The 24,668-nt window shown below is 68.7% G+C and carries 22 protein-coding genes, 1 pseudogene and 1 riboswitch; of the genes and pseudogenes, 11 read left to right on the plus strand and 12 right to left on the minus strand.

Going from position 1 to position 24,668, the window contains the following annotated elements; all coding sequences use genetic code 11:
• Window positions 1-120 precede the first annotated feature (120 nt).
• From C6Y44_RS17635 to acnA, 3 genes are read left to right on the plus strand one after another with little or no spacing between them, the layout of a single operon-like run.
• Window positions 121-897, plus strand: coding sequence for an IclR family transcriptional regulator (locus tag C6Y44_RS17635; protein WP_159417849.1), 777 nt, complete (start codon window positions 121-123; stop codon window positions 895-897).
• Complete coding sequence (locus C6Y44_RS17640; RefSeq protein WP_120279914.1) at window positions 894-2,096, plus strand: CaiB/BaiF CoA transferase family protein; 1,203 nt, start codon at window positions 894-896, stop codon at window positions 2,094-2,096. Before C6Y44_RS17635 ends, C6Y44_RS17640 begins: the two co-directional genes overlap by 4 nt.
• Window positions 2,093-4,729, plus strand: a complete 2,637-nt coding sequence (gene acnA, locus C6Y44_RS17645) for an aconitate hydratase (RefSeq protein ID WP_159417848.1) — start codon at window positions 2,093-2,095, stop codon at window positions 4,727-4,729. Before C6Y44_RS17640 ends, acnA begins: the two co-directional genes overlap by 4 nt.
• Window positions 4,730-4,775: 46 nt before the next feature.
• Here acnA and C6Y44_RS17650 read toward each other — a convergent pair whose 3' ends face one another.
• Together C6Y44_RS17650 and C6Y44_RS17655 are read right to left on the minus strand one after the other, a co-directional pair.
• Window positions 4,776-5,990, minus strand: a complete 1,215-nt coding sequence (locus C6Y44_RS17650) for a hypothetical protein (RefSeq protein WP_159417847.1) — start codon at window positions 5,988-5,990, stop codon at window positions 4,776-4,778.
• Window positions 5,991-6,135: 145 nt separating this feature from the next.
• Entirely contained in the window at window positions 6,136-7,353 is a 1,218-nt protein-coding gene (locus tag C6Y44_RS17655; RefSeq protein ID WP_120279916.1) for an NADP-dependent isocitrate dehydrogenase, read from the minus strand.
• 269 nt (window positions 7,354-7,622) lie between these two features.
• A riboswitch (SAM riboswitch) is annotated at window positions 7,623-7,734 on the plus strand.
• Between the two features lie 134 nt (window positions 7,735-7,868).
• On the opposite strand from C6Y44_RS17655, the gene metX reads away from it, so the two are divergent.
• Window positions 7,869-8,996: a homoserine O-acetyltransferase MetX gene (gene metX / locus C6Y44_RS17660; RefSeq protein ID WP_159417846.1), complete on the plus strand. Its 1,128-nt coding sequence runs from the start codon at window positions 7,869-7,871 to the stop codon at window positions 8,994-8,996.
• Here metX and C6Y44_RS17665 read toward each other — a convergent pair.
• From C6Y44_RS17665 to C6Y44_RS17685, 5 genes are all read right to left on the minus strand, one after another.
• Complete coding sequence (locus C6Y44_RS17665; RefSeq protein WP_120279918.1) at window positions 8,993-9,277, minus strand: DUF3017 domain-containing protein; 285 nt, start codon at window positions 9,275-9,277, stop codon at window positions 8,993-8,995. The two genes, metX and C6Y44_RS17665, sit on opposite strands and share 4 nt — an antisense overlap.
• 26 nt (window positions 9,278-9,303) lie before the next feature.
• The gene (locus tag C6Y44_RS17670; RefSeq protein ID WP_192378500.1) at window positions 9,304-10,158 is read right to left on the minus strand and encodes a bifunctional methylenetetrahydrofolate dehydrogenase/methenyltetrahydrofolate cyclohydrolase; all 855 of its coding nucleotides are present in this window, start codon (window positions 10,156-10,158) and stop codon (window positions 9,304-9,306) included.
• A gap of 5 nt (window positions 10,159-10,163) precedes the next feature.
• Window positions 10,164-11,639, minus strand: a complete 1,476-nt coding sequence (locus C6Y44_RS17675) for a wax ester/triacylglycerol synthase domain-containing protein (RefSeq protein ID WP_192378501.1) — start codon at window positions 11,637-11,639, stop codon at window positions 10,164-10,166.
• 168 nt (window positions 11,640-11,807) lie between these two features.
• Complete coding sequence (locus C6Y44_RS17680) at window positions 11,808-12,422, minus strand: maleylpyruvate isomerase N-terminal domain-containing protein (protein ID WP_120279920.1); 615 nt, start codon at window positions 12,420-12,422, stop codon at window positions 11,808-11,810.
• A gap of 151 nt (window positions 12,423-12,573) precedes the next feature.
• Window positions 12,574-13,605 (minus strand): aldo/keto reductase, encoded by a 1,032-nt coding sequence (locus C6Y44_RS17685; RefSeq protein WP_120283546.1) that lies wholly within the window; start codon window positions 13,603-13,605, stop codon window positions 12,574-12,576.
• 295 nt (window positions 13,606-13,900) lie between these two features.
• Between C6Y44_RS17685 and C6Y44_RS28140 the strand changes: the two genes are divergently transcribed.
• Window positions 13,901-14,398 carry a hypothetical protein gene (locus C6Y44_RS28140; RefSeq protein ID WP_225623854.1) on the plus strand — a complete coding sequence of 166 codons (498 nt, stop codon included), beginning with the start codon at window positions 13,901-13,903 and terminating at the stop codon, window positions 14,396-14,398.
• Here C6Y44_RS28140 and C6Y44_RS28145 read toward each other — a convergent pair.
• Window positions 14,398-14,463: pseudogene (locus tag C6Y44_RS28145) on the minus strand (DUF2510 domain-containing protein); the annotation flags it as partial. The gene C6Y44_RS28140 and the pseudogene C6Y44_RS28145 overlap by 1 nt on opposite strands.
• A gap of 143 nt (window positions 14,464-14,606) precedes the next feature.
• On the opposite strand from C6Y44_RS28145, the gene C6Y44_RS17695 reads away from it, so the two are divergent.
• Window positions 14,607-15,071 carry a tRNA (cytidine(34)-2'-O)-methyltransferase gene (locus tag C6Y44_RS17695; protein WP_159417844.1) on the plus strand — a complete coding sequence of 155 codons (465 nt, stop codon included), beginning with the start codon at window positions 14,607-14,609 and terminating at the stop codon, window positions 15,069-15,071.
• Here C6Y44_RS17695 and C6Y44_RS17700 read toward each other — a convergent pair.
• The 3 genes from C6Y44_RS17700 to C6Y44_RS17710 are packed head-to-tail and all read right to left on the minus strand — an operon-like array spanning window position 15,068 to window position 19,489.
• Window positions 15,068-15,376, minus strand: coding sequence for a rhodanese-like domain-containing protein (locus C6Y44_RS17700; RefSeq protein WP_016692855.1), 309 nt, complete (start codon window positions 15,374-15,376; stop codon window positions 15,068-15,070). The two genes, C6Y44_RS17695 and C6Y44_RS17700, sit on opposite strands and share 4 nt — an antisense overlap.
• Window positions 15,369-16,226, minus strand: a complete 858-nt coding sequence (locus tag C6Y44_RS17705) for a DUF4349 domain-containing protein (protein ID WP_159417843.1) — start codon at window positions 16,224-16,226, stop codon at window positions 15,369-15,371. Before C6Y44_RS17705 ends, C6Y44_RS17700 begins: the two co-directional genes overlap by 8 nt.
• 11 nt (window positions 16,227-16,237) lie before the next feature.
• Window positions 16,238-19,489: an error-prone DNA polymerase gene (locus C6Y44_RS17710; RefSeq protein WP_192378502.1), complete on the minus strand. Its 3,252-nt coding sequence runs from the start codon at window positions 19,487-19,489 to the stop codon at window positions 16,238-16,240.
• Window positions 19,490-19,676: 187 nt separating this feature from the next.
• Here C6Y44_RS17710 and C6Y44_RS17715 point away from each other — a divergent pair, with 187 nt between their 5' ends.
• Together C6Y44_RS17715 and C6Y44_RS17720 are read left to right on the plus strand one after the other, a co-directional pair.
• Window positions 19,677-20,135: an SRPBCC family protein gene (locus C6Y44_RS17715; protein ID WP_006550101.1), complete on the plus strand. Its 459-nt coding sequence runs from the start codon at window positions 19,677-19,679 to the stop codon at window positions 20,133-20,135.
• Window positions 20,122-20,454: an ArsR/SmtB family transcription factor gene (locus tag C6Y44_RS17720; protein WP_006550100.1), complete on the plus strand. Its 333-nt coding sequence runs from the start codon at window positions 20,122-20,124 to the stop codon at window positions 20,452-20,454. The genes C6Y44_RS17715 and C6Y44_RS17720 overlap by 14 nt, the downstream gene beginning before the upstream one ends.
• Here the strand turns inward: C6Y44_RS17720 and C6Y44_RS17725 are convergent.
• Window positions 20,448-21,353 carry a D-isomer specific 2-hydroxyacid dehydrogenase family protein gene (locus C6Y44_RS17725; RefSeq protein ID WP_064063847.1) on the minus strand — a complete coding sequence of 302 codons (906 nt, stop codon included), beginning with the start codon at window positions 21,351-21,353 and terminating at the stop codon, window positions 20,448-20,450. The genes C6Y44_RS17720 and C6Y44_RS17725 overlap by 7 nt on opposite strands.
• A 112-nt stretch (window positions 21,354-21,465) precedes the next feature.
• Between C6Y44_RS17725 and C6Y44_RS17730 the strand changes: the two genes are divergently transcribed.
• From C6Y44_RS17730 to C6Y44_RS17740, 3 genes are all read left to right on the plus strand, one after another.
• Window positions 21,466-21,873 carry a YciI family protein gene (locus C6Y44_RS17730; protein ID WP_064063887.1) on the plus strand — a complete coding sequence of 136 codons (408 nt, stop codon included), beginning with the start codon at window positions 21,466-21,468 and terminating at the stop codon, window positions 21,871-21,873.
• A 2-nt stretch (window positions 21,874-21,875) separates the two neighbouring features.
• A complete protein-coding gene (locus C6Y44_RS17735; protein ID WP_120279925.1) occupies window positions 21,876-23,015 on the plus strand; it encodes an RNA polymerase sigma factor in 1,140 nt (379 codons plus the stop codon).
• Window positions 23,016-23,089: 74 nt separating this feature from the next.
• A complete protein-coding gene (locus C6Y44_RS17740; RefSeq protein WP_159417841.1) occupies window positions 23,090-24,619 on the plus strand; it encodes a multicopper oxidase family protein in 1,530 nt (509 codons plus the stop codon).
• Window positions 24,620-24,668: the final 49 nt, after the last annotated feature.

Here is a 24,668-nt window from a genome sequence, read left to right on the forward strand (position 1 = left end):
GGATCAGGAAGACCAATTTCTCTCATCCAACGGAACACATCAACAATATTCCAGGGCAAATGCTTCATTGATCCATTCTACGGATTGCCTGAACCGTTCTACGGACCTAGAGTGACTCGCATGACACAGGCATCGACGGTCACCGGAGCCGACGGCGGCGTGCGAAGCGTCGCCCGCGCGTTCGATCTGCTCAGCGCTTTCGACGCCGAGCATCCGATCCGGACGCTGCGCGAACTCGTCGAGATCACCGGGCTCCCCAAGTCGACGGTGGTGCGCCTCCTGGGCACCCTCACCACGCAGGGGATCGTCGCCACCCGCGGTGACTCGACGACCTACAGCGTCGGCCCCGCCTTCCTCCGCTGGATAGGTCTGGCCGACGCGATGTGGGAGATCGGTGCCGAGGCACGGCGATCGATGACGGAACTGCGCGATCGCTGTGGAGAGACCGTCAACGTCTACATCCGACAGGACCTGCACCGCCTCTCCGTCGCTCAGGTCGAGGGCACGACGACGGTCCGCAGCGTCGTCCAGGTGGGCGCGCAGTACCCGCTCGTCGTCGGCGCCGCCGGCCGGATCCTGCTCGGTGGCTGCCCGGACGACGTCCTCCAGGCTCTCGCCGAGCAGGAGGGCACGACGAGCACGGCGGACCTGAGGTCCGAGGCCGCCGGAGCGCGGGAGGCGGGTTACGCCATCACCCACGGCGATCGGGAGCTCGGCGCTTCCGCGGTCGCCGCGCCGATCCTGTCCGCCGACGGCCGTGTCATCGCAGCCCTGTCGATCAGTGGCCCCACGTCGCGCTTCACCGCCGACCGGGTCGCCGCCTATGTCGATGCCGTAACCGACACCGCCCGGCAGATCAGTGCTGCCGGGCTCGGAACCGTGGAGGCCTTCCTGTGACCACAAACCTTCTCGAGGGCGTGCGCGTCCTCGACATGACCAACGTTCTGGCCGGCCCCTTCGCGGGTTACCAACTGGCCCTGCTCGGCGCGGATGTCGTCAAGGTGGAGACCGCCGGCAGCGGCGACCTGGCCCGCCAGCTCGGCGCCGATCCCGACCTCAGCGCCGAATACATGGGGGTGTCCTTCCTCGCCCAGAACGCCGGCAAGCGCTCGGTCACGGTCAACCTCAAGACCGAAGGTGGCAAGAAGGTCTTCGAGCAGCTACTCGCGGACGCCGACGTGCTGCTCGAGAACTTCCGCCCGGGCGTGCTCGCCCGCCTCGGCTTCGACTGGGAACGCCTGCACGAACTCAATCCGCGCCTGATCTACTGCGCTGTCTCGGGATTCGGCGCCACCGGCCCGATGAGCAGCCGACCCGCCTACGACCAGGTGGTCCAGGGACTGTCCGGCATCATGAGCGTCACCGGCGACACCGAATCCGCGCCGCTGCGCGTCGGATATCCCGTCTGCGACAGCTTCGGCGGTATGGCCGCGGCCATGACGGTGTGCGCCGCCATCGTCCGCCAGCGACAGACCGGGCAGGGCGCGTATCTGGACACGTCGATGCTCGACGCGGCCATCACCTCGATGGGCTGGGTGGTCTCCAACCATCTGGTGACCGGCAAGGAGCCGGTACCGATGGGCAACGAGAACATGACCTCGGCGCCGTCGGGTGCGTTCCGGACTGCCGACGGTGTCCTCAACATCGCAGCGAACAAGCAGGAACAGTACGAGATCCTGTGCACGGTGCTCGGCCGCGAGGAGCTCGTCACCGACCCCCGTTTCGTCACCCGCGAGGACCGCAAGCGCAACCGCGAGATCCTGCGCGACGAACTGGAGATCTCGCTCAAGGAGAAGACGGCGGCCGAGTGGGACGAGATTCTGCTCGACACCGGCGTTCCTGCTGCGCCCGTCGCTCCGGTGTCGGAAGCGCTGCGCTCGGATCAGATCCGCCACCGCGGGTTGATCTCCGAACTGGATGTGGCGGCCGGATCCGGCACCGTCCAGGTCCTCGGTCTGCCCACGCACGTCGACGGTGAGTCGGTCCGTCCCGATACTGCACCGCCGACGCTCGGAGAGCACACCGACGAGATCCTCCGCGAGATCGGTTTCAGCGACGAGCAGATCACCCGCTTCCGGGAAGAAGGCGCGGTATGACGACCGATCCCTTCCGCTCTCTGACCGCGCTGCCGGTCGCGGACGAGGCCGGCACTCCCCTGCACTACTACAGCCTGGCCGAGGCCGAAGCGCACGGCGCCGGACCGATCTCCGACCTGCCGTGGTCGCTGAGGACGCTCGTCGAGGGCATCCTGCGTCACCAGGGTCATCCGCAGGCGCTGCCCGAGCACGTCCACGCCGTCACCCGCCGCGACGAGACGGCCGCTATCCCGTTCTTCCCGGGTCGCGTGCTGTTCCAGGACGCCTCGGGCATCCCGGTGCTGGCCGACATGATCACCCTGCTCGAACGTGCCCGGGCCGAGGGTCTGGACACGTCCGCACTGGAACCGGCGCTGCCCCTCGACCTGGTCGTGGATCACGCACTCGAGGTGGACGAATACGCGAATCCCGAAGCGGCACTTCGCAACATCGATCTGGAGTACGAGCGTCACCGCGATCGGTACCGCTTCCTGCGCTGGGCGCAGGACCGGCTTCCCGACCTCCGGGTCGTGCCTCCGGGGCTCGGCATCTGTCACCAGCTGAACCTCGAGGTCCTCGCACCGGTCGTGACCACGACCGAATCCGAATCCGAGGGCCGTCACGTCGCAGCGTTGGACAGCCTGGTCGGCACCGACTCGCACACCACGATGATCAACGCTCTCGGCGTCACCGGCTGGGGCGTCGGCGGCATCGAGGCCACCGCCGCCGCCCTCGGGCAGGCCGTCATGATCCGCGTGCCCCGCGTCGTCGGCATCGAGCTCACCGGACGTCTCGCCCCCGGGGTGTTCGCCTCCGATCTCGCCCTCACCCTCGCCGAGAAGCTGCGCGCACTGAACGTCGTCGGCGCCGTCGTCGAGTTCCACGGTCCGGGCCTGGAGGCATTGTCGGTGCCCGACCGCGCAACCGTCGCCAACATGGCACCCGAATACGGGGCGACGATGGCGTGGTTCCCCGCCGATCGCCGGACGATCGAGTACCTGGCCGCAACGGGCCGCTCCCCCGAGCGTGTCCGGCTCGCCGAGCAGTACCTGAGAGCCCAGGGTCTGTTCCGCACCCCGAGCAGCCCGGCACCCCGGTTCGAGACCGGTCTGTCGATCGACCTCGGGAGCATCACCACCACCCTCGCCGGACCGTCCCGGCCGCACGACGCCTTGTCGCCCGCCGAGGTTCCGGCCTCCCGCGGCGAGAGCGGACCGCTCGATGGCGACATTGCGATCGCCGCGATCACCAGCTGCACCAACACGTCCAATCCCCGATCGCTGGTCGCAGCGGGTCTGCTGGCGCGCAACGCCGTCGCGGCCGGTCTGCGTCCGCCGGCCTGGACGAAGACGTCGTTCACGCCCGGCTCGCGGGCGGCCGCCGATCTGTTGGCCTCGGCGGGTCTGCAGGACCACCTCGACCGGCTCGGCTTCCAGGTCGCGGGATTCGGATGCGGCACCTGCATGGGCAATTCCGGGCCGCTCAGCCCGGCCCTGTCCGGAGCCGACCGGGCGAAGGACACCGCGCTCGCGGCGGTGCTGTCGGGCAACCGCAACTTCACCGGACGCATCCACCCGGCCGTCGCACACGCCTACCTCGCCTCCCCCGCGATGGTCGTGGCCTACGCCCTCGCGGGCAACGTCCGCATCGATGTGACGAGCGAACCGATCGGGCGGGCCGAGAACGGCACCGACGTCACCCTCGCCGACCTGTGGCCCTCCGACGAGGAGATCGACGCGCTGCTGGCCGAGCACGAGGCCACCGCACTCGGGCGCGACGCGCACCGGGAGTTGACCACCACGCGCTGGCAGGAACTCGAGTACCCGCGCGGCGAGCACTACCGCTGGGACGGGGAGGCCGGCAGCATCCGTCGCCCGCCCTTCACCGACCCGGAGCTGACGTCTCCCACCCTCACGGGGGATCTGACCGCGCGGCCTCTGCTGGTCCTCGGCGATGCGGTCACCACCGACCACATCTCGCCGGTCGCACGGGTCCTGCCGGACTCCGCAGCAGGGCGTTGGCTCCGCGAGCGCGGTGTGGGCGACCGGGCGCTGGGCACTTTCAGCTCCCGGCGGCTCAATCACGACGTCATGATCCGGGGTGGCTTCGCCAACACCCGCCTCGCAAATCTGCTCGTGCCCGAGAAGCAGGGTGGCTGGACGCGCACGGCACCCGGTGAGGAGCCGGTGCCCGTCCACGAGGCCGCCGAGTACCACCGCCGGCAGGGCACGCCGGTCGTGGTGGTCGCCGGTGAACTGTACGGCGCCGGATCGGCGCGGGACTGGGCCGCGAAGGTCACTCGGCTGCTCGGCATCCGCGCGGTCCTCGCCCGTAGCTTCGAACGCATCCATCGCACCAATCTGGTCGCGATGGGCGTCCTGCCGATCCAGTGGCAGGGACCCACCCCGGAGACCTTCGACGGCAGTGAGGATATCGACCTGATCGGACTGGCCGATCTCGGATCGACCACCGAGATCACCGTCCGGGTCCGCCGTGCGGGCGAGATCGCGTGGGAGGGCACGGCGCTCTGTCGGATCGACACTCCCCTCGAGTGGGAATGGCTGCGCGCCGGGGGTCTGTTCGGCCACCTGCTGACCGAGCAGACGGAGCGGCAGCGGGCAACGGAGCCCGAACCGGTGGGCGCACACCGGTAGACGAGTGGATCGACGGGGACGTCCTCCGAGGAGGACGTCCCCGTCGTCATGTCCGGTCCGCCGGAGCGACACGGGCGACGGTGCGCGCCCGCACGATCAGATGACGGAGCGGCGGGACGGACCCCTCCGCTCGACCGTTCCTCCGGCCACCGTCGAGCTCGGCGCGCCGCACCCGGTACCGCTCGCGCAACACCGCGGCGCGCAGGGCGGCGATGACACCCGGGAACCGACCCCGACGGCCGACCCCGACGGTGCCGAGGAGCAGGACGGCGGCCGGCAGCACTATCCAGGCGTACAGGACGGCGGCGGAGGCGATCGCCTCGGCGACGGCGTCCTCGTCGAGTGCCGCCCACACGATTCCCGCACCGACCACGACGTAGAGGGTGCCACCCAGGGCCGCGGCCAGGACCGCGCCGACGTATCGGCGGAGCAACCAGCAGCGGACCGTCCACAGCACGAGGACGACAGCCGTGAACATCGTGATCGCGGACGTGACCACCACGAAAGCGACGTCCGAGGAGTCCAGGAGGGGCCCGGAACCCGACTCGTCGTCGAACACCACGATCATGAGGAGCCCCGTCACCACCGTGACGACGGCCAGGACCGCGAGTTCGACGGCGAGCGCCGCGAAGGGGTGGCCGGCGACCCGCGGGTCGTCCGGTCGCAGCCTCGCCGCCGTGGCGAGCAGTTCGCGTCGGCGCAGCAGTGACGCCTCCCGGCGCAGACGACGGCGGGCACCGACGCCGCGCTGGGTCGCGAGGAACAGATCCTGGCTGAGCACCACGATCACGAAGACCGCCGGGAACAGCAGCAGCGCCGCCAGATCCACGGAGTGCGGGAGGCCGTCGAGCAGCGCAGCGACGAAGGTCATCGTCGCCCCGACGCCGAACACCGACCCGCACAATTCGAGGTGTTCGAGGCGCAGCGCCTCGGTCGATCGGGACGAACCCTCGGCGGTGATGGCGGGGCCGAGCGACCACGCGATGAGATTGAGCGCAATGACGAGGGCGGCGAGCACCCCGAGGACGGCGGCGGCCTCACCCATCGTGAGGGTGGTGAGCACGCCGCTGCGCACCGGCGTGGACCGGTCGTAGGCCAGTTCGTCGGTGCGGCGGGCGATCGCATGGATCAGGTTGGGGGCGAGGGCGACCGGCAGGTAGGCCAGCGCCGAGCCGAACATCAGCATCCACACCCGCGTCCAGAACCGTCGGCGGGCGTGCGCTCCGCCGCGGCCTTCGGAGTCGGTGGCAGTGGTGGTCACGGCCGTCCTCCTCCCGGGCCCTACGGTGATGCGACTGACAGTGGTACACGAAACGGTAGCCGGTGCCGGGAGTGCTCGGGAAACACGACACGGGACGCCCGATTCGGGCGTCCCGTGTACATGCTGTCGAGAACGGAGCGGAAGATCAGGCGCGAGCCTTCTGCAGGTTCTCGTCGAGTGCGGCGAGGAACTCCTCGGTGGTCAGCCAGCCCTGCTCGGGGCCGACGAGCAGTGCGAGGTCCTTGGTCATCTGACCGGCTTCGACGGTTTTGATGACGACGTCCTCGAGCTGCTGCGCGAACTCGATGACCTCGGGGGTGTTGTCCAGCTTGCCGCGGTGCTCGAGTCCGCGGGTCCAGGCGAAGATCGACGCGATCGGGTTGGTCGACGTCGGCTTGCCCTGCTGGTGCTGACGGTAGTGCCGGGTGACGGTGCCGTGTGCGGCCTCCGCTTCGACGGTCTTGCCGTCCGGGGTCATCAGGACGGAGGTCATCAGACCCAGCGAGCCGTAGCCCTGCGCGACGGTGTCGGACTGGACGTCGCCGTCGTAGTTCTTGCAGGCCCAGACGTAGCCGCCCTCCCACTTGAGGGACGATGCGACCATGTCGTCGATGAGGCGGTGCTCGTAGGTGAGACCGGCGGCCTCGAACTCGGTCTTGAACTCCTCGTCGAAGATCCGCTGGAACTCGTCCTTGAACATGCCGTCGTAGGCCTTCAGGATCGTGTTCTTGGTCGACAGGTAGACCGGGTAGTTGCGCTGCAGGCCGTAGGAGAAGGATGCACGCGCGAAGTCCTGGATGGACTTCTTGTAGTTGTACATACCCATCACGACGCCGCCGTCCTCGGGGATCCGGCAGACCTCGTGCTGGATCGGCTCGCTGCCGTCCTCGGGCGTGAAGGTGATGGTGACGGTGCCCGGGCGGTCGACCTTGAAGTCGGTGGCGCGGTACTGATCGCCGAACGCGTGACGGCCGACGACGACGGGCTTGGTCCAGCCCGGCACCAGACGCGGTACGTTCGAGATGATGATGGGCGCGCGGAAGATGGTGCCGCCGAGGATGTTACGGATGGTGCCGTTGGGCGACCGCCACATCTTCTTCAGACCGAATTCCTCGACACGCGCTTCGTCGGGGGTGATGGTGGCGCACTTGACGCCGACGTTGTGCTTCTTGATGGCGTTCGCCGCGTCGACCGTCACCTGGTCGTCGGTGGCGTCGCGGTGTTCCACGCCGAGGTCGTAGTACTCGAGATCCACGTCCAGGTACGGGTGGATCAGCTTGTCCTTGATGAACTGCCAGATGATGCGGGTCATCTCGTCGCCGTCGAGTTCGACGACCTTACCTTCAACCTTGATCTTGGACATATGCGCTTCGTGTCCTCCTAGGACGTTTCTGTAGGTCCCCAATCGACCGCACTTTGTGGGTGCGATCGCCGTCGGCTCGCGAGCAGCGAGCATGGCCGTGTCCACGTCCTGGACCGCGGCCAAACATGACAAGCGTACTGCTATTGCCGATGACCGCAAAGCGCCTCGTCCCACCCCCACGCCCTACCGACCGGTAACTTTCCTGCTGGTCAGGGATGTTCAGAGGGTGCATAGGACCCTGCGACGGAGAGTCGCTAGACTGCCGGGAAAGTCATGAGTGCCAGCGTCAAGCCCCGGCTTGCTGGCCGGCAACCCTCCGACCGGGGTGGGGTGCTCCGGGTGATGACACGGTCGGTGGAACCCCACCGACAAGCCTGTTGTCGGGAGGACTGAGATGATGATGTGCTGTCGCACGCAAGCCACGATCACACCTCCCATCACCGCCGGAAGGACACGATGACCGACATCCGCAGCCGGCGCTGCCAGCCCACCGCGAGCCTCGAGGCGGTCATCTCTTGACGGCGGGCACCGAGCGGCGTCGCGTCGAACTGCCCCCGTCGGACGGACGCCTCGACACCATCGACATCGGCGATCTCGCGCTCGAGAGCGGCGAGACGCTGCCGAACGTCACGATCGCCGTGCAGAGGTGGGGCGAACTGTCCCCCGCCCGCGACAACGTGGTGCTCGTCGAACACGCCCTCACCGGCGACTCGCACGTCACCGGCCCCGCCGGACCGGACCATCCGTCCCCCGGTTGGTGGTCGGGCATGGTCGGCCCGGGCGCTCCGATCGACACCGATCGCTGGTGCGTGGTCTCGACGAACATCCTCGGCGGGTGCCGCGGCTCCACCGGCCCCGGCAGCACCGCACCCGACGGCAAGGCCTGGGGATCCCGCTTTCCGCTGATCACCGTGCGCGACCAGGTGGCGGCCGAGGTTGCGCTGCTCGACAGGCTCGGCATCGACGTCCTCGCCGCCGTGACCGGCGGGTCGATGGGCGGCATGCGCACCCTGGAGTGGATCATCGCGTACCCGGAGCGGGTGCGGGCGTCGCTCGTCCTCGCCACCGGTGCCCGCGCGACCGCCGACCAGATCGGCACCCAGAGCGCGCAGATGGCTGCCATCTCGGCCGACCCCGACTGGCAGGGCGGCGACTACTACGGCACGGGGCGGCGTCCCGAAGCCGGGCTCGCCATCGCCCGGACCATCGCGCACCTCACCTACCGGACCGAACTCGAACTCGACACGCGCTTCGGGAATCTCCCCCAGGACGACGAGGACCCGTGGCGCGGCGGCCGGTACGCCGTGCAGAGCTATCTCGAGCACCAGGCGCGCAAGCTCGTCGCGCGCTTCGATCCCGGTACCTATGTGGTGTTGTCCGACGTGATGAACCGGCACGACGTCGGGCGCGGACGCGGCGGCGTCGAGGCCGCACTCGCGTCCACCCCGGTCCCGACGATCGTCGCCGGCGTCGACTCCGACCGGCTGTATCCGCTGCGCCTGCAGCAGGAGATCGCGGATCTGCTCCCGGGATCGGGCGACCTGCGTGTGCTCGTCTCCCGCGACGGGCACGACGGATTCCTCACCGAGGCCGACGAGGTCGCGAAGCTCCTCGTCGAACTGATGAAGCTCGCCGAGGGCTAGTCGGTTCCCAGCGGGTCGATCGACGCGGCGAGCGCCACGACGATTCCGCCGACGACCATCATCGAGACGACATCGAACGTCTTGCCGCGTACCGCGAGGACACCGACCTTGTCCTCGTCGAGAGCCCAGCGGAACAGGCCGGCGAGGATGGTGGCGCCGCCGAAGACGAACGCTCCGCGTCGCCACCGGTCGGCGATCACCAGGATCACCGCTGCCGCGATCACCAGGGTGACCGCGAGCAGCGGCAGGTTCAGACGCGTGAATCGCAGAGCCTGAGCCATCTCGTCTCCCGGGGTCGTCGACCCGCTTATCGGGGCGCGAGCTGCTCGGCCCGCTCCACGACGTTGGTCAGGAGGAAGGCGCGGGTCAGCGGTCCGACGCCACCGGGGTTCGGGGACACGAAGCCCGCGACCTCGCGCACGTCGGCGGCGACGTCGCCGCGCAGTCCGTCCTCAGTGCGGGAGACACCCACGTCCAGCACCGCGGCGCCGGGCTTGACCATGTCCGCCGTCACCAGGCCGGGAACACCTGCGGCTGCGACGATGATGTCGGCGCGACGCACCTCTGCAGCGAGATCACGGGTGCCGGTGTGGCAGAGGGTGACCGTCGCGTTCTCCGAACGACGGGTCAGCAGCAGACCGATCGGGCGACCGACGGTGACGCCACGACCGACCACCACCACGTGCGCGCCGGCGATCTCCACGTCGTAGCGGCGCAGCAGGTGGATGATGCCGCGCGGCGTGCAGGGCAGCGGAGCCTCCTTGCCGAGCACGAGCCGGCCGAGGTTGACCGGGTGCAGTCCGTCGGCGTCCTTGCCCGGATCCATGCGCTCGAGCGCCGCGTTCTCGTCGAGATGCTTCGGCAGCGGGAGCTGCACGATGTAGCCGGTGCAGGCGGGATCGGCGTTGAGCTCGTCTATCGCCTCGAACAGCTGCTCCTGGGTGATGTCGGCGGGCAGATCCTTGCGGATCGACGTGATGCCGACCTTCGCGCAGTCGTTGTGCTTGCCGCGCACATAGGCCGCGGATCCCGGATCGTCGCCGACGAGGATCGTGCCGAGGCCGGGCGTGACGCCCTTGGCCTTCAGCGCATCCACGCGGACCTTCAGGTCCTCGAAGATTTCGTCGCGGGTTGCTTTGCCGTCCAGGATCGTCGCAGTCACGTCGTTCATTCTTCCAGGCGCCCGTCCGGCGTCGAATCGCGGCCGGTACCGGAAACCGTCCGGGCGCCCGGAGGCAGGCAGTCCCGGGACAGTTCCGCAAAGGCCTCGGCGAGATACCGCTCGTACTGCCCGGGGTCGGGCATGCAGGAGTCCGATACCAGAAAAGACAAGGTGAGAACCTCGCCGAGCGACGTCACGGAGTGGACGAGACCATAGTTCCGGTTGAGCATCGGAGTACCGATCGCCTCGACGGCGGGACTGTCACCGAAGCGGAGACTCTCGACCGGCCCGCGGGGCACGTTCGTCACGGTGGTGTTGGCCAGCGGCACCACGTCTCCCGTGGGCCCCACCCGCCTGCGGTGCGCTCGTCGGATCGTCATCGCCAGGTCGAACGCGGGCGATGCATCCACCGCTGCAACGGAGGCAGCCGACTCCGGACGCCGGATGCGCTGTTTCTCGAGAGCGGCCGACTCGTGGACTCGGCGGAGTCGCTCGCGCGGATCCGTCCGGTCGATGTGCAGGTCGACATACATGAGCGTGACCTTGTTCTCCGACTCCGTTCCCGCCCCGTCTCGGAGCGATCCCGGAACGATCGCCGCCGGCGAGTCGGCGGGAATCTCCTCGTAGGACGCGAGGTAGGCGCGAAGTCCGCCCGAGACGACCGTCAGGAGCAGGTCGTTCACCGAGGTGTCCGTGGCGCGCGCGACGGCACGCACCTCCGGCAGCGGCATACGGACGATGCCGAGCTGCCAGGGACCGCCGGCGTCGGTGTCGAAGCGGGTGCGGGGACGTTGCGGCCGGGGCGTGGTGATCTCCCCCGAGGCGGTGAGACCACCCAGCGCTCGTCGAGCGCGACGTGCTGCGACCAGGGCCGGGAGCATCCTCGCGTACCGGAAGGGCAAGGCTGCCGCCGCGCGGACCGTTCCGGGTACGGCGACAACTCGTCCTCCCGCCGAAGGGGTGGCAGACGGATCGTCGAGCAGCGCACGAGCGATCTCGACGGCTCCGAGCCCGTCGGTCACCGAGTGGTGCAGGAGCAGCGCGACGATCGTGGCGCCCTCGGGGAGGTCCTCGACGCCGCGAATATCGGTCAGGACGTGCACTTCCCACGGCGGTGCGGACAGATCGAGACGGCGTTCCTTCGTCGACGCGAGCATCCGATGCAATTCGCTGCGCGAGGTCGGTCCGATCGTCTCGTACCGGACGTGGTCGTCCGGGTCGACGTCCGTCTCCACCCAGTAGGGGAAGTCGAGGTCCGCCGGCACGCGGTGCAGACGTCGGGTGAGCGCCGGTGTGCGATGCAGACGTTCCCCGATCCAGGTGACGGCGTCTTCACGGGTACGGATCGGAGCCTCGCCTGCCCGGGCGTCGAACACGTAGAAACTCACCATGGTCGGCGGCGGGGCTTCGGGGTCGGTGTCCCCCACGAAGACGTGGAGCGCATCCCGCGCGGCCAGTCGGATTCCGCGTCGGCGTGTCATCGCGATGGTTCTCTCCCGGGTCGCCCGCTGCTCGTGCCTCTCGATTGAACCAGTTACCGCTCAGGGCCACATCCGATCGGAGATCCGCGTGACAAACGGCGCCGGCATCCGCGCTTGCGCTGCTGGAGGATTCGATGTTCCGACCCCGGCCGCACTGAACTTCTCCGCTCACATGACGGAATAGCCATCCGGCAGCGACGTCCGTCCGGTCAATGCCCGCAGCACGGTCGTACCGTCGCCGAATGCCAGCGCGATCCTTGTGGCGAGCAGGGTTGCCTCTTCGAGGACGTCGGCCGGAGGCTCGTAAGGGATACCTGCGGCAGCTGCGATGTCGAGACCGTGAACGGCGAGTTCGAAGGTGCGCGTCGGCAGATAGGAGTGCAACCGGATCCCCTTGTCCCCGATCACGCGGAGCAGACGGTCCTCGCCGGCACCGAGCCGGTCGATCACCGCGGTCGAGAGGGCATCGATCGTCGCCACCGGGTCGTCACCGAGGTCGGCACCGGCACGCCGTCCACGTTCGACGATGTCGTCCGCGCCGAGGACCGAGGTCAGTTCCTTGACGTGGACGTAGTACTGCTCCGCGCTCGCGAGGTCCTCGGTGTCGGCGGGACCGTCCAGATAGGTCGTGACGGTCGTCAACGAGCGCGAGGTGTGGCCGATCAGCGCTCGGAGGTTCCATTCACCCAGGCCCGGACCGTCCCAGCGATCCTCCGGCACGGTACGGACCAGCTCCGAGAAGCTGCGTACCGCCGAGACGTACGTCGCTACCGGTGATCCCATGACATCTCCCGCAGTCGACCGAATATCGAACCCGACACGAGAATGAAAACACGCGTCCCCCGGCTACGCCGACGGTGTGAGCACGCGGGTCAGCGCGAATCGCTCGCGCAACGTGAATCCCAGGTTCTCATAGAGCCGCATGGCGGTCGTGTCAGAGACCGAGCCCGGTGCCGTGGACGCCGTACTCGTCGATGACGGCGAGTTCGTCCTCGGTGAGCGGCGGGAAGCTCAGCGCCTCGAGGTTGTGGTCGAGCTGCCAGGTAGAGCTCGCGCCGACGAGCGCCGAGGTCACCGCCGGCTGCCGGAGCACCCACTGCAGCGCCAGCTGGGCCAGCGACTGCCCACGCGACCGGGCGAGCTTGTCGAGTTCTGTGACGCGCTGCCGGTAGGTCTCGTCGATCACGTCCGGGGAGAGGAACGCGCTGTCCACCGCTCGCGCACCGTCCGGAATGGTCTCGAGATACTTGTCGGTCAGAAGTCCCTGTGCGAGCGGCGAATACACGACGAGGCCGAAACCGTCCTGCTCGGCCGCGTCGAGCAGACCGTTCTGCTCGATGCTGCGGTCGAAGATCGAGTAGCGCGGCTGGTGAACGAGTAGTGGGACGCCGGCTTCCCGCAGAAGTGTCGCGGCCTCGTGCGCACGATCCGGTTGGTAGTTCGAGATGCCGACGTAGAGCGCCTTCCCCTGCTCGACGGCGGAGACGAGTGCCCCGACGGTCTCCTCGAGCGGCGTCGACAGGTCCGGGCTGTGGCTGTAGAAGATGTCGACGTAGTCGGTGCCGAGATCACGCAGGCTGTGCTCGAGCGAGCCCAGCAGCGACTTGCGCGACCCGCCCTTCTGGTAGGGACCGGGACCGATCGGATTGCCGGCCTTCGTCGACAGGATGATCTCGTCCCGGTAGGGCGCGAGGTCCTTGCCGAGGATCCGGCCGAAGTTCTTCTGCGCGGCACGGTGCGGCGGACCGTACCGGTCGGCGTTGTCGAAGTGGGTGATGCCGAGGTCGAAGGCGTGGAGGATGATCTCCCGCTGCGTCTCGAAGGGGTAGTCGGTGCCGAACTTCTGCCACAGCCCGAACGAGAAGGCCGGCAGGTCGAGCCCGGACCGCCCCGAGCGACGGTAGGGAATCGTCTCGTAACGATTCTCGGCTGCGGTGTACGGGGTTTCGACGGTGCCGTGCGACATCGGGCGGAGTTCGCCTTTCGGTTCCAGCGGAATTCGGGTCCACGCCACTCGATCACGGGCACTTCCGGACTGTCACCGGTTCCGCTCAGGCTGCGCACAATGATCCGCCGAGCGCCGGTGCACTGACGTCGACGGGTGGTTCTAATTCGGTGACTGCCAACGGTCCCGGCCATCCGAGCCGGGAGCGCACACCATCGGAGTCCCCTTGGTCGTGACTCCAGTGGCACCTGGGGTGGAACAGAACGAACCGCCGTGCACAGTGCCACCCGATTGCTGAGCAGGAGACGGAGGCGGCGTGTACGCAGGAGCGGGCGGGGGCGTGTACTGCGTCACCGGCGGCGGGGTGTACTCGGGCGTCGGGGGCGGCGTGTACTCCGTCGTCGCCGGCGGGGTGTACGCGGGAGCGGGCGGCGGGGTGTACTCCGTCGTCGTTTCCACGACGGTCGTTCCGACCTGGGGAACCAACGGCACCACGGCAGGCGAGTCGGAGGTCGTGGTGGGCGCCGATGTCGTCGTCCGGGGCGACGTTGTGGTGGGCTTCGCCGTCGTCGTGGTCGGAGCCGCCGAACTGCTCGTCGTGGACACCACCGAGGTGGTTTCCGTCTTCGGTTCCTCCTCACCGACAGCGGCGCCGAGCGCGACGAGTCCGACGAGGCCGGCGCCGAGCACCCACGGCCACTTGCGCCGCTTCTGCCCGCCTCCGGCAGGAGGATTGCCACCCTGGCCGACAGCCCCGAACACCTGTGTGGGGTCGCCGCTGCCCTTGGGCCTGGTCTGGTTCGTCCACTGCTGACCGTCCCAGTAGCGATCGATGGACGGGTCATAGGGGTCGGGATGCCAACCGGCAGGAGGATTCATGCTCGATCCGTTCTGAGGAATGCGTTCCGCAGAACGTCGCCGGTACCGATCGGTTTGTTACACCGACAATTCGGAACCTCACCGAGGCAGGTGGAAGGGGCGTGCGAGCCGGGACACACAGTGCCGACTTGTTAACCTGCATCGTGTTCAGAGTGATGTTCCACGAGCCGCGCATTCCCCCCAACACCGGCAATGCCATACGCATGGTCGCCGCGACCGGCGCGGAACTGCACCTGGTGGAACCACTCGGTTTCGACCTGTCCGAGCCGAAGCTGCGCCGCGCAGGCCTCGACTACCACGACCTCGCGTCGGTCACCGTGCACAGCAGTCTCGACGCCGCATGGGCGGCGCTGGCCCCCGAGCGGGTGTTCGCGTTCACCGCGCACGGCACGTCGAGCTACGCGGAGATCGAGTACCGGGCCGGCGACGTGCTGTTGTTCGGACCCGAACCGACCGGGCTGTCGCCCGAGGTGCTCGCCGACCCGCACATCACCGAGCAGATCCGTATCCCCATGCTGCCCGGGCGGCGTTCGCTGAATCTGTCGAACGCCGCAGCCGTCGCCTGTTACGAGGCGTGGCGACAGCACGGTTTCCCCGGAGGGTTTTAGGCGCCGCTCTCCACCGGACGACCCGAGCGGGCCCATCCGTCGGTGCCGCCCGCGACGGACACGGCGTCGACACCGCGACCGGCGAGATACTGCGCGGCCTGCAGGCTGCGGCCACCCACGGCGCAGACGACGTAGACGGTGCCCTCGGTGGGGATCTCGTCGATCCGCGCGACGAACTCGCTGAGCGGGATGTTCGTGACGCCGGGTACGCGCACCTGGGCGTATTCGTCGCGTTCACGCACGTCGATGACGGTCGCCCCGTCGGTGAGCGCGGATTCGAGTGCGGCCAGGTCGACCTCACGCATCGCTGTCGGTCCTCTCGGTATCGGGCGTCCCGGTGGTTCCGGACGAACGTCCCCGTCGGGTGATGAGCCGGATGACCAGGTAGAGGACACCTGCACACACGAACAGGAACGCCACCCACGGTAGCGCGGCGCCGATACCGACCACCGCTGCCCCCAGCGCGGCCCACAGACTGTTCCATCCCGCGACCAGCCCGTCCCAGAAACTGTCCTGCTCGGAGGGAAGACGATCGGTGGTGATGTCGACGGTGAGCGTGGACAGTTCGATCCGGTCGCCCAGCTGACGTCGCTGCGCCTCGAGACTGTCGAGTTCGGCTTGTCGTTCGGCCAGCGCGGTCTCTGCAGCGATCAGCGCTTCGACGTCCGCCGACGACTCGAGCAGCGCGCGCAGGCGGTCCACCGAGGCCCGCAACGCACCCACTCGGGCTTCGAGGTCGGTGTACTGCATCGTCACGTCGTCGCGAGTGGTGCTCAGGCTGGTGACTCGGCCGAGCGTGCGGATCTCGTCGACGACCTCGTCGAGTCGGTCGGCGGGCACCCGCACCGTGAGCACGCTGCTCGCCTCGGGTTGCTCGGTGAGCGAGTCGACGCGCCCACCGGCCTCCTCGACGACCGTCACGACCCGGCGGCCCGTCGCCACGGGATCGCCGGCATCCATCTCGAGGTAGCCGGTGACGACCTCCTTGCGGTCGGACTCCTCGACGGGTTGCGACTCGCGGAGACCGCCGTCGACGATCGCGGGTGCCGAGATCGCAGGCGCGGAGGCCGAGGAGCCCTCGCCTCCCCCACCCTCGTCGCAGCCGGTGACGACCAGCGCGAACAGAGCCAACGACACCAGCGACAGGCGTTTCACACTCGGCGATGCTAGCGAAAGTCGCGTGATCTGCTCGGCATTCGCAGATCCATGGCTTCGAGATGGTCGGCGAGGAGCGTGACCACCCCCTCGGCATTCTGGAGTCGGCCGCGAACGAGCAGGGCGGGAGCCGTGTGGGCCACGGTCCGGTAACGCGCCCACAGACCGACCGAGCACACCACGTTCACCATTCCGGTCTCGTCCTCGAGGTTGAGGAAGGTGACACCGGCGGCGGTCGCCGGTCGCTGCCGGTGGGTCACGGCCCCGCCGACGAGGATGCGTGTCCCGTCGGGGACCTGCAGCAGGTCCGCGGCCGGGATCACCCCGAGTTCGTCGAGCCTCTCGCGCAGGAACTGCGTCGGATAGCTGTCGGGCGAGATTCCCGTGGCCCAGACGTCGGCGGCGGCGAGTTCGAGAGCGCTCATGCCCGGCAGGGCCGGAGCCGGCACCGTCCCGATCCCAGGAAGCCGGCCGGGGCGTTGTGCCGCCGCCGGAGCCGCACCCCAGAGGGCTTCGCGGCGGGTGACACCGAACGAGGAGAACGCTCCCGCGGTGGCCAGTGCCTCGACCTGCGCGGTGGTGAGACCGACGCGGGCGGCGAGGTCGGCGGGCGAGGTGTACGGGCCGTGGGCACTGCGTTCGGTCACGATGCGTTCGGCGAGGTCGTCGCCGATGTGCCGCACCGTCGCCAGGCCGAGCCGGACCTCTCGCCCTTCGTTCTCGAGGGTGGCGTGCGCGAGGCTCGCCCCGATGTCGGGGCCGTGGACGACCACACCGTGACGGCGGGCATCGGCGACCAGCGATTGCGGCGAGTAGAAACCCATCGGCTGAGCACGCAGCAGACCCGCGCAGAACGCTGCGGGATGGTGCAGTTTGAACCACGCCGAATAGAACACCAGCGAGGCGAAGCTCTGCGAATGACTTTCGGGGAAACCGAAATTCGCGAAGGCGTAGAGCTTCTCGTAGATGCGGTCGGCGACGTCCCCCGTGATGCCGTGCAGGTCCCGCATGCCCTGATAGAGGCGTCCCCGCAGACGCTCCATCTTCTCCGTCGACCGTTTCGATCCCATGGCGCGACGCAACCGGTCGGCCTCCGCCGCGGTGAATCCCGCGGCGTCGACGGCCATCTGCATGAGCTGTTCCTGGAAGAGCGGAACACCGAGGGTGCGTTCGAGGGCCTTCTCGAGGCACGGATGGTCGTAGGTGACGGGTTCGAGACCGTTGCGCCGCCGGATGTAGGGGTGCACCGAACCGCCCTGGATCGGGCCGGGCCGGATGATGGCCACCTCGATGACCAGATCGTAGAAGCAGCGCGGCTTCAACCGCGGCAGAGTGGCCATCTGCGCCCGCGACTCCACCTGGAAGACACCCACCGAGTCGGCGCGGCACAACATCTCGTAGACCCCCGGCTCGGAGAGGTCGAGGTGCGCGAGATCGACTCGGATGCCTTCGTGTTCGTCGACGAGGTCGATCATGTAGTGCAACGCGGAGAGCATGCCGAGGCCGAGCAGATCGAACTTCACGAGACCCGCTGCAGCACAGTCGTCCTTGTCCCACTGCAGAACGGTGCGTCCTTCCATTCGCGCCCATTCGACGGGGCACACGTCGGCGACGGGCCGGTCGCAGATCACCATGCCGCCCGAGTGGATGCCGAGATGCCGTGGGAGACCTTCGATCTGTTCGGCGAGATCGAGAACCGTCTCCGGGATCCGTTCGTCGGTCTCTACCCGCACCCCACCCCACCGGCCGATCAGCTTGCTCCACGCGTCCTGCTGTCCCTGCGAGTATCCGAGAGCACGGGCCATGTCGCGGACGGCGGAACGACCGCGGTAGGTGATGACGTTCGCGACCTGCGCCGCATTGATGCGGCCGTACTTGCGGTAGACGTACTGGATCGCCTCCTCGCGCCGGTCGGATTCGATGTCGAGGTCGATGTCGGGTGGGCCGTCGCGTTCGGGCGACAGGAAGCGTTCGAACAGCAGCTTGTTGCCGACGGGGTCGACGTTGGTGATGCCGATCGCGTAGCAGACCGCCGAGTTGGCGGCCGATCCTCGTCCCTGGCAGAGGATGTCGCTCCGCTTGCAGAAGTCGACGATGTCGTGGACGACGAGGAAGTATCCCGGGAATCCCAGCCGGCCGACGACGTCGAGTTCGTGTTCGATCTGCCGATAGGCGTCGGGGCGGCGCTCGACCGGACCGTAGCGGCGACGCGCCCCGTCGTAGGTGAGTTCGCGCAGCCAGGTGAACTCGGTGTGCCCGTCGGGAACATCGAAGGGCGGCAGTTTCGGGGCGACGAGACGCAGATCGAAGGCGCATTCACGACCGAGTTCGGCGGCATGGTGCACGACACCCGGAAAGGCCTCGAACAGCCGCGTCATCTCCTCCCCCGACCGCAGGTGCCCGCCTCCGGTCGGGGGGATCCGGCCGACGGCGTCGTCGAGGCTCTGCCGGTCGGAGATCGCCGCCACGGCCATCGCCAGACGTCGCCGATGGGGATGCGCGAAGTGCGCCGCCGTGCTCGCGATGCACGGAATGCCATGTCGCGCGGCAAGTTCGAAGAGGGCTGCGTTGCGTTCGTGGTCGTCGGGATATCCGTGACGGGTGAGTTCGACGGTCACGCGGTCGGCACCGAACCGGTCGACGAGATCGAGCAATGCTGCTTCGGCGGCGGGGATCCCGCCCGTGGTGAGCGCCTGTCGCAGGTGCCCCCGACGACAACCGGTGAGGATCTGCCAGTGCCCACCGGCGGCGTCGGTGAGCGCGTCGTAGTCGTACCTCGGGTTGTTCTTCTCCCCTCCTGCGAGGTGGGCGTCGGCGATCTGCCGCGACAGGCGTCGATAGCCCTCCTGACCGCGGGCGAGGACGAGCAGGTGCGCATCGTCGAGGCCCAGCTCGGCTCCGAAGACGGTGCGGATGTCGAGTTCGCGTGCGGCTTCGGCGAATCGCACCGCCCCGTACAGTCCGTCGTGGTCGGTCACCGCGAGGGCCTCGAGTCCGAGTCGTGCCGCCTCCTCGGCGAGTTCCTCCGGCGTGGAGGCACCGTCGAGGAAGCTGAACGCAGAGTGGGCGTGCAGTTCGGCGTAGGGCACGACCGGCCCTTGTGGACGTCGGACCCGCGCCTCGTACTCGGCGCGGGTGCGCGACCACGCCGGGCTGTCGCTCCCGTCGCCGGGATGTTCGGCATCGCGACGGGAAGTGCCGGGTCGTCCCGAGAGCACACGTTCCATCTCCGACCAGGTCGGCGGACCGTTTCCCCATCCCACTCCGGCACCTCCTCGACCGATCCAGTATCGCACATGTGTTCGAACGAGACGTTCGAACACGCGCAGTTCTCGTCGCGACACGCCGGGAGTCGGCGACGAGAACTGCACGATCGACTGCAACCAGGGGGTTGCATCACGGGCCAGCAAGTGCAACCCTGGAGTTGCATTCCCATCGAAGGAGGCAATCATGACCGACGAACTCGACCGCATCGAACGCGACATCACCATCGACGCCCCCGTGGACCGGGTGTGGACACTCGTGGCCGAACCCGGCTGGTACATCAACGACAACGAGTGGACCGAGCACCGCCTCGAACACGACGGAGATCTCACCACCGTGCACGATCCGGTCCACGGCGCCTTCGTCTTCCGCACCGTGACCCTCGACGAACCGCACTACGCGGCCTTCCGCTGGCTCGCCGACCACACCGATCCCGACAGCCCGTCGACCCTCGTCGAGTTCCGGCTCACCGCCCTCGACACCGACACGACCGAATTACGCGTCACGGAAACCGGATTCGACTCCCTGCCCGGCGACGCGAGCGAACGCCGCACCCGCTTCGAGGAGAACTCCCGGGGCTGGACCACCGAACTGGAGATCGCCAAGCACCATCTCGAGAAGGACGGAAGCGTTGCCCGACGCTGAGTTCTCCGCCGACCTGCATCCCGTCTTCGCGGCCCTGGCCGACGACACCCGGTGGCGCATCCTGCAGCGACTGGGCCGATCCCCGGCGTCGGCGTCCGGGCTCGCGGCCGAGTTCACGGTCTCCCGTCAGGCCATCGCCAAGCATCTGGCGGTGCTCGAACGGTGCGGTCTCGTGACCTCCGAGCGCGCCGGACGGGAGATCCGCTTCTCCGCCGTCGGATCGCGGCTGAGCGCGGTCGGGCGTGCGATCGACGCCGTGGGGGCAGGCTGGGACCGCCGCCTGTCCGCGATCAAGAAGGCGGCCGAACGGCCTCAGTAACCCGCGTTCGGATCGACCCGGGCGATCAACTCCTCACCCGCGGCGAACCGGCGTACGTTCTCCTCGAGGGTCGGCGCGAACGTCTGCGTCAGCCGGCTGCGCGTATTGGCGATGTGCGGTGTGATCACGGCGTTGTCGAGATCCCACAGCGGATGACCGTCGGGCAACGGTTCGGGATCGGTCACGTCGAGGACCGCCCCGGCGATCGCACCGTCCCCGAGCGCCTTCACCAGCGCGTCGGTGTCGACGAGGTTGCCCCGCGCGACGTTCACGAGCCACGCCGACCCGGGCATCGCCGCGAGCGCGGCGGCGTCGACGAGATGATCGGTCTCGGCGGTCGCGGGTGCGGCGACGACGAAGTGATCGGCCATCGACCACACCTCCGACGTGCGGTCGGCCGGCAGCGTGACCTTCGCGCCGTCGACGGGACGGCCCGAACGATTGACCGCGACGACGGACGCGCCGAGGGCATGCAGGCGCGGGATCATCGCCCGGCCGATACCGCCGCATCCGACGATGGCCACGGTCGAGCCGTGGAGGGTCCGCACCCGCGGGTCGAGAACGTCCTTGGTCCACCGCTTCGCGGCAACCGAGGCGTGGAACTGCCGCAACCCCACGAGCAGCGCTCCCACCGCGTACTCGGCCACGTTGTCGGCGTACACACCGGACGCATTCGCCCACAGCCGGCGGTCGTCGATCACGCCCGCCCGGAAGAACGGTTCGATACCCGCGTAGGTGAGCTGCACCCAGCGCACCCGGTCGGGCAGATCCGGGAATTCCTCGGCGCTGCCGTCCCACACCAGGGCGTCGGCCTCGTCCAGTTCGGAGAGGGTTCCACCGCCGGAGACGATCGCGGCGGCGAGGTGTTCGTCGTGGCCCGGTCCGAGATGAATACGCATGCCGCGACCCTAACCTCGAATCGTTCGCGGAGGGATGTCGAGAATCCGGAAGCGGCTCCGTCTCCTCCATGAACGCGGCCACAATGGGCCGTACCGCACGGAGGAGAACATCATGGCCAAGTACCTGCTGCTCAAGCATTACCGCGGCGCCCCGGCAGCGGTGAACGACGTACCCATGGATCAGTGGGAGCCGGACGAGGTGTCGGCCCACATCCGGTACATGCAGGATTTCGCCGCCCGTCTCGAGAGCACCGGCGAGTTCGTCGACGCGCAGGCGCTCTCCCCGGAGGGCACCTTCGTCCGCTACGACGGTGAGGGACGTCCCCCGGCCACCGACGGGCCGTTCCCGGAGACGAAGGATCTCATCGCCGGGTGGATGGTGATCGACGTCGACAGCTACGACCGGGCACTGGAACTGGCCGGCGAACTGTCGGCCGCGCCGGGAGCCGGCGGGAAGCCGATCCACGAATGGCTCGAGGTGCGACCGTTCATGTCCGAACCGCCGACCGTCACGGAGTAGACGTGGACGAGGCGTTGCTGCGCACGCTCGTCCCCACGGTGATCGGCATCCTCGTCCGCCGCGGAGCGGATTTCGCGTCGGCCGAGGATGCCGTCCAGGACGCGCTCGTCGAAGCCCTGCGGGTGTGGCCGGAGGATCCGCCGCGCGACCCGAAGGGCTGGCTGGTCGCGGTGGCGTGGCGCAGATTCCTCGACACCGTGCGCGCCGACGCGTCCCGTCGACGCCGCGAGATCCTCGTCGACGCCGAGCCCCGGCCGGGGCCGGGCACACCGGTGGACGACACGCTCGCGTTGTACTTCCTGTGTGCCCACCCGTCGCTCACGCCCGGCTCGGCGGTCGCGCTCACCCTGCGTGCCGTCGGCGGGTTGACGACCCGGCAGATCGCGCAGGCCTATCTCGTTCCGGAAGCGACGATGGCCCAACGCATCAGCCGGGCCAAGCGCACGATCGCGGACGTCCGGCTGGATCGGCCGGGCGATGTCGCGACGGTGTTGCGGGTGCTCTATCTCGTGTTCAACGAGGGCTATTCGGGTGACGTCGACCTGGCCACCGAGGCCGTCCGGCTCACGCGCGGGCTGGCAGCGGTGATCGACCACCCCGAGGTGTCGGGTCTGCTCGCGCTGATGCTGCTCCATCACGCCCGGCGAGCGGCGCGCATCCGGCCGGACGGCAGTCTCGTTCCCCTCACCGAACAGGATCGCAGCCTGTGGGACACGCGTCTGATCTCGGAGGGCGTGGAGATCCTGCAGGCCGCGCTCGCCCGCGACCGGCTCGGCGAGTTCCAGGCGCAGGCCGCCGTCGCCGCCCTGCATGCCGACGCGCGTACCGCGGAGGAGACCGACTGGGTGCAGATCGTCGAGTGGTACGACGAGCTCCTGCGGTTCACCGACAACCCGGTGGCCCGTCTCAACCGTGCCGTCGCGGTCGGTGAGGCCGACGGACCCCACGCCGGTCTCGCAGCAATGGCCGAGCTCGACCCCAGCCTGCCCCGGTACACGGCGGCCGCGGCGTATCTCCACGAACGCGCCGGCGACACCGCGACGGCGGCCCGGCTCTACGCCGAGGCCGCGCACCTGGCGACCAGCGTGCCCGAACGCGACCATCTCGTGCGGCAGGCGGCACGCCTGCACAGCGTTTCCTGAGGTTCCGTCAGGGTTCTCCCCCACCACGAAATCCGGTGCCACGCCGGATGTGCCGACGGTGCGGGAGAACGAGCATGGGTGTCGTGAAACTCCTGGTGCGTCTGCTCGCCATACCCTTCGTGCTCTTCATCGCGTTCGTGGCGGTCATCGGTGGCCTGGCCGTCCACGCGTGGACCACGCGCGCGCTCGACACCACCGGACGCGTCGACTTCGACACCGCCCTGCGCATCCCTCCCGTCGAGTCGGGCACCGTCGACGCCGACGGCACGCGCGTGTTCGACCTGACCATGCGGCGCGGCACGACCGACCTCGGGCACGGCCCCGACACCCGGACGTGGGGCGTGAACGGCAGCTATCTCGGACCCACCCTCCGCGCCGTGCGCGGAGAGAACGTGCGCGTGAACGTCACGAACGAGCTCGGCGAGACGAGCACGATGCACTGGCACGGCATGCACCTGCCCGCGGCGATGGACGGCGGACCGCATCAGCCGATCGAGCCGGGAACGACGTGGTCGCCGTACTGGACCGTCGATCAACCGGCCGCGACCCTCTGGTACCACCCGCACCTGCACGGTTCCACCGCCGCGCACGTGTACCGGGGTGTCGCGGGCATGTTCCTGATCGACGAGCCCGGCACGTCGCCGCTCCCCCACGACTACGGGGTCGACGACATCCCCCTCATCGTCCAGGACCGGAAGTTCGACGGTGACCAACTCGACGACAGCAACGCGATCTTCGCCGATGTCGGCACGCTCGGCGACGAGATCCTCGTCAACGGCACACCGCGGCCGTTCCTGGACGTCGCTACCGAGACGGTCCGGCTCCGGGTGCTCAACGCGTCGAACGCGCGCGTCTACAACTTCTCGTTCGACACCGGGATGCCGTTCCTCGTCGTCGGCAGCGACGGTGGTCTGCTCGAGGAGCCGCGGGCCGTCCGCAGTCTCCAGTTGTCGCCGGGTGAGCGCGCCGAGATCGTCGTCCGGCCGGAAGCAGGTTCGAGGCACGTGCTGCGCAGCACCCCGCCCGAGCTGAAGGCCGGCTTCTGGCAGGACCGCTTCTCCGGTGGCGACGACCGCATGGACGTCCTCGAGCTGCGGGCGGCACCCGTCCTCAGGTCGTCGGCCGCGATCCCGGAGAGACTGACCACCCTTCCGGAGCTCGGGGAACCGAGCAGCACCCGCCGCATCGACCTGACCTCGTCGACGACCATCAACGATCGCGAGATGGACATGGGCCGGATCGACGAGGTGGTCGTCGCCGGCACCACCGAACTCTGGGAGGTGCGCAACGTCAGCGGCACGATCCACAACTTCCACATCCACGACGTGCAGTTCGAGATCCTCGGCATAACCGGGGTGAGTCCTGACCATCCGTCCCTGGCCGGTCGCAAGGACACCGTCTTCGTCCCGCCGGCGGCGACCGTGCGTCTGCTCGTTCCGTTCGGTAGCCACACCGATCCGGCGATGCCGTACATGTACCACTGTCACCTGCTCAAACACGAGGACAGCGGCATGATGGGACAGTTCGTGGTGGTCGGCGCCGACGAGGTGCACGACGTGACGCAGGCGGCCGGCACGGCCCACCATGCCCACGACGGCGGGTGAACCCGGTCACGTCCGGCAGGGCCGGGAATGGATCCTTGCCCACCCCTGT

It is taken from the genome of Rhodococcus rhodochrous (genome assembly GCF_014854695.1).
GTDB lineage: Bacteria > Actinomycetota > Actinomycetes > Mycobacteriales > Mycobacteriaceae > Rhodococcus.

What these genes read in the sequence shown, in the direction of transcription:
- C6Y44_RS17635 (WP_159417849.1), top strand. Translation starts at nt 121, where the DNA reads ATGACACAGGCATCGACGGTCACCGGAGCCGACGGCGGCGTGCGAAGC.
- acnA (WP_159417848.1), top strand. Translation starts at nt 2,093, where the DNA reads ATGACGACCGATCCCTTCCGCTCTCTGACCGCGCTGCCGGTCGCGGAC.
- C6Y44_RS17655 (WP_120279916.1), bottom strand. Translation starts at nt 7,353, where the DNA reads ATGTCCAAGATCAAGGTTGAAGGTAAGGTCGTCGAACTCGACGGCGAC.
- C6Y44_RS17665 (WP_120279918.1), bottom strand. Translation starts at nt 9,277, where the DNA reads ATGGCTCAGGCTCTGCGATTCACGCGTCTGAACCTGCCGCTGCTCGCG.
- C6Y44_RS17675 (WP_192378501.1), bottom strand. Translation starts at nt 11,639, where the DNA reads ATGACACGCCGACGCGGAATCCGACTGGCCGCGCGGGATGCGCTCCAC.
- C6Y44_RS17680 (WP_120279920.1), bottom strand. Translation starts at nt 12,422, where the DNA reads ATGGGATCACCGGTAGCGACGTACGTCTCGGCGGTACGCAGCTTCTCG.
- C6Y44_RS17685 (WP_120283546.1), bottom strand. Translation starts at nt 13,605, where the DNA reads ATGTCGCACGGCACCGTCGAAACCCCGTACACCGCAGCCGAGAATCGT.
- C6Y44_RS17700 (WP_016692855.1), bottom strand. Translation starts at nt 15,376, where the DNA reads ATGCGTGAGGTCGACCTGGCCGCACTCGAATCCGCGCTCACCGACGGG.
- C6Y44_RS17715 (WP_006550101.1), top strand. Translation starts at nt 19,677, where the DNA reads ATGACCGACGAACTCGACCGCATCGAACGCGACATCACCATCGACGCC.
- C6Y44_RS17725 (WP_064063847.1), bottom strand. Translation starts at nt 21,353, where the DNA reads ATGCGTATTCATCTCGGACCGGGCCACGACGAACACCTCGCCGCCGCG.
- C6Y44_RS17730 (WP_064063887.1), top strand. Translation starts at nt 21,466, where the DNA reads ATGGCCAAGTACCTGCTGCTCAAGCATTACCGCGGCGCCCCGGCAGCG.
- C6Y44_RS17740 (WP_159417841.1), top strand. Translation starts at nt 23,090, where the DNA reads ATGGGTGTCGTGAAACTCCTGGTGCGTCTGCTCGCCATACCCTTCGTG.